Origin of the sequence: Acinetobacter sp. YH16051, from assembly GCF_013417135.1 — a bacterium.
GTDB classification, from domain to species: domain Bacteria; phylum Pseudomonadota; class Gammaproteobacteria; order Pseudomonadales; family Moraxellaceae; genus Acinetobacter; species Acinetobacter towneri.
Window position 1 is genome coordinate 370,031 of sequence record NZ_VPEN01000001.1, and the last position, 10,871, is coordinate 380,901.

A 10,871-nucleotide genomic window follows, 5' to 3' on the forward strand; every position below is an offset into this window, starting at 1 on the left:
AATAAAATGAAGAGCAATGCAGACAGGGCAGAATGAAATTCGAATCATTTGGTTCATGCTATTAATCATAATTTCAATTGGCGCATGGTGGCTCGGTGTGCCGATGCTGAGTTATATCTGTGCAGTTGCTGCGGTGGTCAGCGTGATGTTTTTTGTGGGACGAGTGCAGAACTCACTGGAACAGGTTGTGGATGCACAGTCACAAGTACAACGCCAAAGCTCTAAAACTCCTTTATATATCGCCGCTTTTATTGCTTTTTTAGGAATATTGCTGGATTGGTATTTACTGACATCTATTGCTTTAAGTGCATGGATTTTTATGTTGTTGCGATGGTTGCAGCGTTTGGAGCAAGGACTGTATCAATTACAGCAATTACAAAGTGCCGCTAAGCTTCAGGCGCATGCTCAAAAGAGCTATCCTCAAAAGACCAATGCTCAAGAGAAAAAGGTTCAAACGCAATTCGCAGAGCATATTTTAGCCAATACATCTGAAGTTGATGCAAGTCTTTCATCAGTTAAGGCAAATGTGGATGATGGTGTTATATCAACCGCTTCTCAACCTGAAACCATCGCTATTCAATCTGATTCCACATTATCGAGCGAGCCGAATTCTGTTCGGGAACAAGCAGCTCAAGTTTCTTATCCATATCAAGACCAAGAGTATCTACATCAAGAATATTCGGCTCCAGATTTAGCCAAATCCTCAAGGTCTGTTGCACCTTTTGCAACTCAGTCGCGCTCATCAAGTAACAGTTTATTGCAACAAGCTCAATCATGGCTGATACATGGTAATCCTGTATTAAAAGCAGCAATTGTAGTGTTACTCATAGGCGTGGTGTTACTGCTACGTTTTGCTACTGAACATTGGCAATTTAGTTTGGCAGTGAAACTTTTGTTCGTTGCTGGCGTGAGTGCAGCAGTGACAGTATTCGGTTATCTGTTACGCAACAAAAATCGCAGCTTTGCTTTGGGTGTGCAAGGTTTGGGGTTGGCTGGGCTGTGTCTGACCTTATTTTTTGCCTATTACAATTTGGTCATTCCAAATTTAGCTATCGCCAGTCTGTGTTTTATTGTGGTGATGTTGCTCACGCTCTGGCTGAGTTTAAAACAACAATCAGTCGAACTTGCCCTCATGGCAATGCTGATTGCGTATTTCGCACCGTTTACTTTACCTGTTCGTAATGCAACAGCCATTGAATTTATTGCCTATTATTTGCTGATTAATATTTCGGTTGCCATTTTAAGTAGTTTACGTCCGTGGAAATATTTAAATCAAATTGCGTTTTTAATGACGGTTGTGGTGGGTGGCAGCTATGCCTTTTATCATGGTTATATCTTTGAACGGCAGGTGCTAACGCTTTTAGTTTTGGCGCATGCGGCTATTTTTATTTGGTTGGGTTTTCGCTTTAGTCAGCTTTTGGCACAGGAAGATGTCGCCACGTTTCAGCTGAAACCTATTTTAGACCTTGCCTTGATTTTTGGCGCACCCATTGTCGGTTATGCCTGTTTATATCTGATGTATTTTGAAGAAACAGCAGAGCAGGCAGCCTTTAGTTTGTTATTTGCGGTGGTTTTTGCAGGTTTGTATTGGCTGACCAAACAGCATCGGCAGACACAATTTATTGCACAAAGTTATTTCAGTTTGATGCTGATTTTTAGTGTGTTGATTCCACCTATTTTACTGCCTGAACAATGGAGTGTCATTGGTTGGGCATTACAAGGCGTGGCTGTGTTTATTTTTGCCTTTATTCAATATTCTAAAATTAGCCGTTATTTGGCACTAGGTTTGTTTGCCGTAGCGGGCTTATCTGGGCTGTATTATTTAGTAGAGTTGCCTTATTTCGAGCGCAGTATTTATTGGGTACTGAGCCTAAGTTATGCCACGGTTGTGGTGTTTTCCAACAGCCGTGCAGCTTTCAGACAACAACTGAGCACAGCAACCACGAGCGTACTGTGTTTAATGATGTTGTCTGCAACCAGTTTATGGCTATGGTTAGGTTTAGATTACTTTGATGGAGAACTTGCAACCGTACAGACGCTTTTGGCGGTGGTGGTCATTTATTTACTTATCAACGAAGTACTACTTTCTCGTCAAGCGACATGGTCATGGCTATTGCCCAAATGGTTAGGTCTAACGCCAGTTTCGCTCACTGCAGCAGGTTTATTATTCAGCCGTAGCTATGATGGAGCGGTGCATTGGGTTTCGGGTACTGAACGTCTGCTATTTGCCTTGTTTGCAGGCGTGCTCAGTGTGTTGTGGTTGCGTCCTTTATGGACTGTCCGCAGCGACAAAGAATGGCTGAGTTTAGGACTGTTACCCATTTTGGCGATGGCGAGTTTAACGCTGTTACCACAGCATCCGTATAGCAGCGTGGTGATTTTACCATTGCTCTTTGCGGCGTGGTGTTGGTGGCAACAACCGGATTCAGATTGGCGCAAATTTTGGTATGCGCGTAGCAATTTAATCTTCATGTTGATGTGGATGCTATGTTCACAACTGTTGACTGAACACGCATTTTACGGCTATGTACTGCCTATTTTGAATCCATTTGATTTGGTTAGTATAGCCATGTTGGTGGCTATTTTGTGGATGTTGAATCTGCAACGCAAAACCCATTTAGACCAAGGCTTGGCAGCGGTAATTATGGTCTTGAGTTTACTGTGGCTAAGTAGTTATGTGCTATTTCGTGCCTTACATCTGTATTTGGGAACGCCAATCAACCAAATTGCTGTTTGGCAAGATGCCACTGTGCAGCTCAGTTTGACCTTGCTTTGGGTGAGTTTGGCTTGTATCGCCATGTGGATTGCCAGTCTGAAACAATTACGTGCCTTGTGGATTTTAGGCAGCAGTATTTTGGTGATTGTGACCTTAAAATTGGTGCTTTTAGATTTATCTAATATTGGAACTTTAATGCGCGTGCTGTCATTCTTTGCTGCAGGTTTAGGTATGCTACTGATTGCATATATCGCCCCAATTCCTGAGCCAGATCTCGCAAAAAACAACACTTCGCCGTCTTCCAAAGCTTGAGCAGATCCTCAAGTTTAGTTAGAGGCAAAGTGTCGAAGACTGAAACGATTACTTTAAGTCAGGTTCTCGTTTCAGTGCTTGGGCATTGGCATATTGATCAAGTTCTTCATTATTTAAAGGGCGCGATAAAGGATGATCAACAAAACCCATTTTGGGTACAGGAATTTCGATTTGGTTGTCTAGGAAACCATTACGGATACGTTCCTGCATTTCATCACGTACCTTTAAAAAGTTTTCTTGCTGACACCACACCGCAAACAACAATTCAATTGAAGATTCACGGAAAGCTGTAACTGTCACCGCGGGTTTAGGGTCAGACAGCACGAGCGGATATTGATTGGCGACACTGAGCAACACTTCACGCACTTTAATAATATCTTCGTGAAAATTAATCGCGAGGGTAATGGGCACACGTCGGATTGGAAACTTGGACAAGTTATGCACGGGTGCACGAATCAATTGTTCATTGGGTAAACGCACATAAATATTGTCTTGGGTCAGCAATTTAACTGAAAGTAAGTCAATTGAGATCACTTCACCTTCAATGGTGTGTCCGCGAATCAGGGTGATTTGAATGGTATCGCCCACTTCAAAAGAACCTTCGCCAATCAGGAACATACCACTAATTAAATTGGATGCCGAGGTTTGTGAGGCAAAACCCAAAGCCACGGTTAAAATACCCGCTGCACCTAAAAACACGCTGAGTTTAAAGCCTGCTTCTTTCAGGCTCGCCATCACAAACAGCAGGAAAATAAAGTAAAAAATCCCGCGTCGCCAAACTAAGCGTTGATGCGCATTAAAACGTGCGCCAATAGTGCGTACAAAAGTATTGGAAACAAAACGTGCAATTAAGAAACCAATCAAAGACAATACAATTGCGACCAAAATTTCGGTCAGACGATCTGTATTGATATTGGTAAAAATTCCTTTGAGGCTGTTGGTGATTTCTTTGGAAATATTGGAATCTGCCATAACATCCTCTTAGAAAAATGAATCAAACATATTAAATAAAGCACCTGCCGTTTCACGCGGTGGTTGCAAATAGGTCACTTCACCTGCATGTGGCGGGGTGCGATTTTCAATCCGAATTCGTGGCGGGCGGTCTAAACCTTCATGCATCACTTTAATTTGTGAAGTCCATAAACGACCTGTACTTTCGCTGAAAAATAAAGGCAGCGCAGGCACAGGCACATTCATTCGGTCAAAACGCAATTGTTGATTGCTGGTGTTGTGAAATTCAATCGGCGTGACGGCACGAAATGCACGTGGTTTTAATTGATGTAATTCGGTACGGCCATCGACTGCTGTGGCATAGCAAATTTCACCTGTACGATGATTGGGGCCAAACCAAGTATCTTTCGGGCGAATAATCGGCAAATCAAAAATGGGTTCACGTTGACCATCGACAAAGGCAGACATCCACAACGGTGTGCTGATATACAATGTGCCGCGTTGCCCCGCAGGAATATAAATTGGATCGACAGGTTTAATCACCACTGAACGGTCTGCCAAACGAGGCATGAGCTGTAATTTACTTTGTGTAGATTTGAACATATAGCGTTCAATTTTCACAGGTTGTGGAAAGGCAAATTCAGGATCATCAATGTTATGCCATTGCTGTTCATAATCGTATTGAACCTGCGGGCGATAATATTCCAAACGCCATTCTTGCATACCACGGGTCAAACGTACTAAGAGTGAGCCAAATTGCCACGTTTTAGGACGATTGAGCTCAAACTCATAGTCACCCCACCATTTTAATTTAGCCGAATCAGTTTCTGAAATCTCATGATTATGTGACAATGGCCTATCCTTTTCTTGATAAATCAGCGAAAACAGACTTCACGCTGTCATACGCTTAGAGTACACTCAAATTAAATTTTTTCATCATTATTATAATCGCTGATGCAAGTACTGAAACAATTACAAATACCGTATAGCTTTGCCAAACGCCATGGGGTGTTAATTCGTTATGAGGGCGATCATGCCTTTATTGTACGTCGTGAAAATACGCCGATGCTTGCCATTCAGGAGGCGCGTCGTTTTTTGGGGCATCCTGCACAGCATCAACTTTGTAGCGATCAGGAATTTCACCAATTATTAAGCAGCAGTTTTGCAGGTGATACAGGCGAGTCGCAGCAAGTCGCTGCGGGATTGGAAGATCACCCTGACTTGCTTAGTTTGGCAGATTCAGTTCCTGAAGCAGAAGACCTGATGGATCAGGAAGATGATGCACCGATTGTACGTTTAATCAATGCTTTACTGTCTGAAGCGATTCGGGTTGGCGCATCGGATATTCATATCGAATCTTTTGAGAAAAAACTGTCAGTCCGTTTGCGGGTCGATGGTCAGTTGCGTGAAATCGTGCAACCGCGCCGTGAACTTGCGCCTTTATTGGTGTCACGTATTAAAGTCATGGCAAAACTGGATATTGCCGAAAAACGTATCCCTCAAGATGGTCGTATTTCGCTCAGACTAGCAGGTCGTGAGGTCGATGTACGTGTGTCAACGCTGCCATCTTCGCATGGTGAGCGGGTGGTAATGCGTTTGCTGGATAAGCAAGCAGGTCGTTTAAACATGACGCACTTGGGGCTGATGCAAAATGATTATGAGCGCTTAAAGCAACTGGTACATCGACCACACGGGATTATTTTGGTTACAGGGCCGACAGGTTCGGGTAAAACTACGACCTTATATGCAGCTTTGTCAGACCTGAATGACGGTTCTAAAAATATTTTGACTGCAGAAGACCCGATTGAATATCAACTTGAAGGGATTGGGCAAACACAGGTCAATACCAAAGTGGATATGACCTTCGCTCGTGCTTTAAAAGCCATGCTGCGCCAAGACCCAGATGTGGTGATGGTGGGGGAGATTCGTGACTTAGAAACCGCCGAAATTGCAGTGCAGGCTTCCTTAACTGGTCACTTGGTACTGTCTACCCTACATACCAATACGGCCATTGGTGCAGTCACCCGTTTAAAAGATATGGGCATCGAGCCGTTCTTGCTGTCAAGTTCATTAATTGGGGTGATCGCACAGCGTTTAGTGCGCACCTTATGTTCGCACTGCGCCACATGGCATGCTGCAGATGACTTTGAACAAGAACTCTTTAAAAGTGTGACCGATGCAAGCGATTTAAAACTTCCGCAACCGAAAGGCTGTGAACATTGCTCACATACAGGTTTTACTGGGCGGACTGCAATTTATGAAATTGTCCCTGTGGATGAAGCAATGCGCCGTTTGATTCATGGCAATGCCGCGGAATATGAACTGGAAGATTATGCACGACAGCAATCAGGTTCGATTCGTGAAGATGGATTGCGTAAGGTATTGGCAGGTAAAACCACTTTGGAAGAAGTGCTGCGCGTGACCAATGAAGCGGCTGAATAGCTAAAAAGTAAGGTTAAGATAAGAAATACAAAGAGTTGATCACTATATTGTTGATCAACCCTTTTTATTGAAATTCAATTTTAAAATTGCAATAAACGACGATGCTGCATTAACGGCATCGACTCTCGAATTTTGCTTTGTTCATCTAAATCAAAGGGCACTGTAATCAGTTGCGTACCTTCGTCTTGCACCATTGACAATAACTGTCCGCGTGAATTGGCAGCGCCTGAATGTCCCCAAGTCTGACGTTTTTCACCATGCCAACCTTGTTGGGCTGCACCTAAAACCTGACATTGACTGTCCATGCCACGCGCCTGCAAGAGCAATTGCCAATGCATTTGACCTGTGGTGTAAGTAAAAGCCGATGGCGCAGTTAAAATATTGGCGCCTTGCGCACGTAAAGTTAAGGCCAATTCAGGAAAGCGCAAGTCATAACACACCATTAAGCCAATGTTGCCAAACGGTGTTTTCGCTACAACGACTTCAGAGCCAGGTTCAAAAAACTTAGATTCCTGATAACCACCAACAGAGTCACCAACTTGCACATCAAACAAATGAATTTTGTCATAACGTGCTTCAGTTTTTTCTGGGCTAATACATAAACTGACCGTACGCACACGACCATCTGCAATTGTTGAACCATCAGGGCGATATGGGCAGGGCAATGTACCCGCCACAATCCAAATTTGATATTGATGTGCAAGCTGTTCCAACCGCTGTTGAATACTTTCAAACTGTGCCGCGGTTTCGCGTTGTTTGCCTGCTGCAAAGCAGACAAGGTTTTCGGGGAAAACGATCAGTTCAGCACCATCCGCTTTACTCTGTTGAATCAATGTTTCAATGATTTTGAAGTTTTCCTCAATATCATTTTGTGAGTTCATTTGAGCAACAGAAAGTAAAGTCATCAAAGCATTCCTGAGTGAAGATCAAGCGTTCTGCTGATTTTGCTCAGCACATTGATCGAGACTATCTTGTTCTTTTTGTAGCTGTTTCACCAAAGGTTCGAACATATTTTGGTTGTTTTCATTCAGCTTCATGAGGGTTTTATGGGCATCTAATACCGTAGTGAGCATATTGCTATGCGTGACGTGTTCTTCTACCAGCTCACGCGTGCAGACAGTTGGGTCACCACAGTAATTTAAAATCACAAACACCTGTCCTAAGCCCATGCTATTGGCGAGCGTAGTAATGTCTGGATTAGTAGAGAGCATAACTGCTTGAATGTTATGGATTTGTTTCAGTTTTAAGCCTAGCTTAGCCAATACACCTAAAACTGTACTGTCAATAAATGTAGTTTGGGTTAAATCTACAATTGCACCCACCACATTAGATTGCTGTTCAATTTTACTGAGTAGTTTGTCTAGACTAATACAAGATTGGGCACGCACTTCGCCAAAAAGCTTAAAGATATGCGTTCCATTCAAACTTGCATATTCAACATGACCTGTTGACATATAAATGCCATTTGCAGAGAAGGATTAGATAATTATCCCATAGCGACTATATAGACTCAAGTGGCTTACAGTCGTATATCTTGGGTTGAGAAGTTAACTGGCTGATTTATTGGTTATTTTGTTCGACACAAACTCAAGATCGCAATATCATCTGCTACATGATCGGGGGCTTGGAATGATTGATTTTGCAAGTGAAAGACCAATTGTTCAAACTGTTCATTCAAACCACCACTATAAGGTTCTAACGCACCATCGGAGCAGATAATAAACCGCGCCTGTTTATTTAATACGCACTCAAATTCCTCAACTTCTAAATCTTCAGTCAGTCCCAAAGGAAAACTACTGGTATTTAAAATTTTAGGTGCTTGATTGGGTTCGATAATAATGGCAGGTGGATAATGCCCCGCACTCGACCAACGCAGTTCGTGGGTTTCAATATTTAAAATCCCACTAATCATGGTGATATGTTTTTCAATATTTTCTTGAACCAACATGCCATTCAGCTTCTTAATCAGTTCGCGTGGTGTTTTGGAGCGACCATGAAATGCAGCCATCCAAGACGTTAGTAAACTACTAGTTACACCATGCCCAGAGACATCGGCTAAATAGAACATGATTTCTTTATCACTGATTTTCCAGTAATCAAACCAATCGCCCGACAAATAAGCCGAAGGCTTAAATAACGTATCTACACGGTAGTTGCACAGTTCGATAGGATTGGGCAGTAATTTTTTTTGTAGTTCAGCAGCTGAAGGTAAGTCGCGGCTGTCTTGATTGCGTTTATATTGTGCGTCTATTTTGCGTAAGGCTTGTGGTGGATTTTCTGGTAAACGACTCCACAACCAACCTGCTAAAGCGCCTTGTTCCCATGCTTGCACCAATGCTGTGCCTTCATCTTCAAAGGCCAATACAATCGTGGGTAAATTCCATTGATGGGTTAAATAATCTTGCACATCGGCAATTGCAATAATGGTTGGGTCATACAAGCTGATGTCATCTATGTGAATCATTTGCACACTAGGAAGTGTGTCGAGCACCTGTTCTAGATATGGAATATCACGTGTGGGTTGAATGAAATACATAGAGTTTTGTGTTGACCCTGAACCTAAACAAAGCGTTACTATAACAATGCCTGAATACTCAAGGAAAGTAAAAACTCACCTTGAGTAAAATGTTTTACAAATTATTCTTTGCTTTCTTCAGGCGGGTTTATTTCTTCTTGATCATCAAAAAGTTCTTCGGTTTCATCATCTACAAAAGAAATACTATCTGCATCGAGTCCTTTCTTTTCCGCAATTTCAAAGTTTTTACGTTGCAAGTAAATATCCCGAATCGCGGCATATTTATCGCCCTGTAATACTTGTTCTACATCTAGGAGTTGCGAGCGCGTATCTAGGCCGCGCATAACTTGCTCCGACCAATATAAACGGTCATTGCCATCTAAAATGTATTTTTGTGGACGTGCCTGACCATCTACAAGTGTGCCGAAACCATCACGGAAAGTACTTGGGCCGTAAATTGGTAGCATGACATAAGGCCCTGAAGGGACACCGTAGTAGCCCAAGGTTGTACCAAATTTTTCTTCTTCCGTGTCTAAACCTAAACGACGTGCAGGGTCAGCCATGCCTAAAGTAGTAATCGTATTTAAACTAAAACGACCTAAAGTTTTTGCGGCACGTAAAGGGCGGCCTTGAATCAATTGGTTAACCGCATTCCAAGGTTCGCCCAAGTTTTTTCGGAATTGACGATATGACCCGCGCACTTCACCAGGGACTTTCTTTGTATATTGAACCGCAAGTGGACGCGCGATATTACGATCTAACATATCGTTGAATGCATAAATCTGACGGTTCAAAGGTTGCAGTGGGTCTTTGACTTCATCGGGTTGTGCAGCATTTGCATTCACTTTTAAATCTTTGGCTTTTACATTTTTTAATTCTTTAAGCGCATTCAAACGACTACTTTTAGTTTCAGAAGATGAATCTGCCGCAATAACTTCAGTAGTTTCTTCTTGAGCAACTTCTTCAGTAGAAGGCATTGTCGCATGTGTTGAGGTGATGAATCCTAAAGAAACAAGGCACACCCAAAGATATTTTTGTTGATACATAAAGAATCCTAGCGCTTAAATCTGAGTAAGCAAAAGCTGTTATATCGCTGATGGGTGTATAGTAACAGTTAATTGAAACGATGTATTAAAGCAAATTTGCTCAAAATGTGTGTAGAAAAGGTAAGAATGAACAAAAAATAAACACTCGAAATATTTCTTTTACAAAAAGCCTTGCATGGCAAAATATTTGGCCTATAATGCACATCCATCGGCGGTGATGTTGATAAAAACTTGTTGAAAAACAATAGCTTGGTTGATTGATTTAAGATTAATTGAGTTTGTTTTGAGTAGATGGGTTTGAAAATAAAATCAACATTGCATGTTGACTTTCTAGAAATAGAGAGTAGTATAGCCGACCTAGCTTGATGCTGACGAAGCATCGAGAAGATCATTAAGAGATTATGAAGAACAACTTGTGTGGATTTTTACTGATTGATTGATCGAAAATATTTCATTGATTGATTGGTTTAAATTACTCGAAGTTTATTTGAGCGAAATTTAAGTCAGAAAATTGATGAGCCAGATTTGGAAGTTTAGATTAAAACTTCAAAATGATTTTAACTGAAGAGTTTGATCATGGCTCAGATTGAACGCTGGCGGCAGGCTTAACACATGCAAGTCGAGCGGGCGAGGTTGCTTCGGTAACTGAGCTAGCGGCGGACGGGTGAGTAATGCTTAGGAATCTGCCTATTAGTGGGGGACAACATTCCGAAAGGGATGCTAATACCGCATACGTCCTACGGGAGAAAGCAGGGGATCATTTGACCTTGCGCTAATAGATGAGCCTAAGTCGGATTAGCTAGTTGGTGGGGTAAAGGCCTACCAAGGCGACGATCTGTAGCGGGTCTGAGAGGATGATCCGCCACACTGGGACTGAGACACGGCCCAG

General features: G+C 42.3%; 8 protein-coding genes and 1 rRNA gene. 3 read left to right on the top strand and 6 right to left on the bottom strand.

Features of this window, described 5'->3' with window-relative positions; all coding sequences use genetic code 11:
• Nucleotides 1-16: 16 nt before the first annotated feature.
• Nucleotides 17-3,028 (top strand): DUF2339 domain-containing protein, encoded by a 3,012-nt coding sequence (locus FTV41_RS01785; RefSeq protein WP_179996003.1) that lies wholly within the window; start codon nt 17-19, stop codon nt 3,026-3,028.
• 48 nt (nt 3,029-3,076) lie between these two features.
• On the opposite strand, the gene FTV41_RS01790 is transcribed toward FTV41_RS01785, so the two are convergent.
• Both FTV41_RS01790 and FTV41_RS01795 read right to left on the bottom strand, forming a co-directional pair.
• Nucleotides 3,077-4,000 carry a mechanosensitive ion channel family protein gene (locus FTV41_RS01790; RefSeq protein ID WP_179996004.1) on the bottom strand — a complete coding sequence of 308 codons (924 nt, stop codon included), beginning with the start codon at nt 3,998-4,000 and terminating at the stop codon, nt 3,077-3,079.
• A gap of 9 nt (nt 4,001-4,009) precedes the next feature.
• Nucleotides 4,010-4,831, bottom strand: coding sequence for a hypothetical protein (locus tag FTV41_RS01795; protein WP_179996005.1), 822 nt, complete (start codon nt 4,829-4,831; stop codon nt 4,010-4,012).
• A gap of 102 nt (nt 4,832-4,933) precedes the next feature.
• Here FTV41_RS01795 and gspE point away from each other — a divergent pair, with 102 nt between their 5' ends.
• Nucleotides 4,934-6,421 (top strand): type II secretion system ATPase GspE, encoded by a 1,488-nt coding sequence (gspE, locus tag FTV41_RS01800; protein ID WP_004975184.1) that lies wholly within the window; start codon nt 4,934-4,936, stop codon nt 6,419-6,421.
• Nucleotides 6,422-6,501: 80 nt separating this feature from the next.
• On the opposite strand, the gene FTV41_RS01805 is transcribed toward gspE, so the two are convergent.
• From FTV41_RS01805 to FTV41_RS01820, 4 genes are all read right to left on the bottom strand, one after another.
• On the bottom strand, nt 6,502-7,326 hold the full coding sequence (locus FTV41_RS01805; RefSeq protein ID WP_131260743.1) for a carbon-nitrogen hydrolase family protein: 825 nt from the start codon (nt 7,324-7,326) through the stop codon (nt 6,502-6,504).
• A 21-nt stretch (nt 7,327-7,347) separates the two neighbouring features.
• Nucleotides 7,348-7,875, bottom strand: coding sequence for an anti-anti-sigma factor GigB (gigB, locus tag FTV41_RS01810; protein WP_131260742.1), 528 nt, complete (start codon nt 7,873-7,875; stop codon nt 7,348-7,350).
• A gap of 113 nt (nt 7,876-7,988) precedes the next feature.
• Nucleotides 7,989-8,957: an RsbU family protein phosphatase GigA gene (gene gigA / locus FTV41_RS01815; protein WP_096902424.1), complete on the bottom strand. Its 969-nt coding sequence runs from the start codon at nt 8,955-8,957 to the stop codon at nt 7,989-7,991.
• Nucleotides 8,958-9,058: 101 nt separating this feature from the next.
• Nucleotides 9,059-9,982, bottom strand: coding sequence for a VacJ family lipoprotein (locus FTV41_RS01820; protein WP_179996006.1), 924 nt, complete (start codon nt 9,980-9,982; stop codon nt 9,059-9,061).
• A 558-nt stretch (nt 9,983-10,540) separates the two neighbouring features.
• On the opposite strand from FTV41_RS01820, the gene FTV41_RS01825 reads away from it, so the two are divergent.
• Nucleotides 10,541-10,871 (top strand): 16S ribosomal RNA (locus tag FTV41_RS01825); the annotation flags it as partial.

Coding starts and splice junctions, on each gene's coding strand:
- FTV41_RS01785 (WP_179996003.1), top strand. CDS start 17: ATGCAGACAGGGCAGAATGAAATTCGAATCATTTGGTTCATGCTATTA.
- FTV41_RS01790 (WP_179996004.1), bottom strand. CDS start 4,000: ATGGCAGATTCCAATATTTCCAAAGAAATCACCAACAGCCTCAAAGGA.
- gspE (WP_004975184.1), top strand. CDS start 4,934: ATGCAAGTACTGAAACAATTACAAATACCGTATAGCTTTGCCAAACGC.
- FTV41_RS01805 (WP_131260743.1), bottom strand. CDS start 7,326: ATGACTTTACTTTCTGTTGCTCAAATGAACTCACAAAATGATATTGAG.
- gigB (WP_131260742.1), bottom strand. CDS start 7,875: ATGTCAACAGGTCATGTTGAATATGCAAGTTTGAATGGAACGCATATC.
- gigA (WP_096902424.1), bottom strand. CDS start 8,957: ATGTATTTCATTCAACCCACACGTGATATTCCATATCTAGAACAGGTG.
- FTV41_RS01820 (WP_179996006.1), bottom strand. CDS start 9,982: ATGTATCAACAAAAATATCTTTGGGTGTGCCTTGTTTCTTTAGGATTC.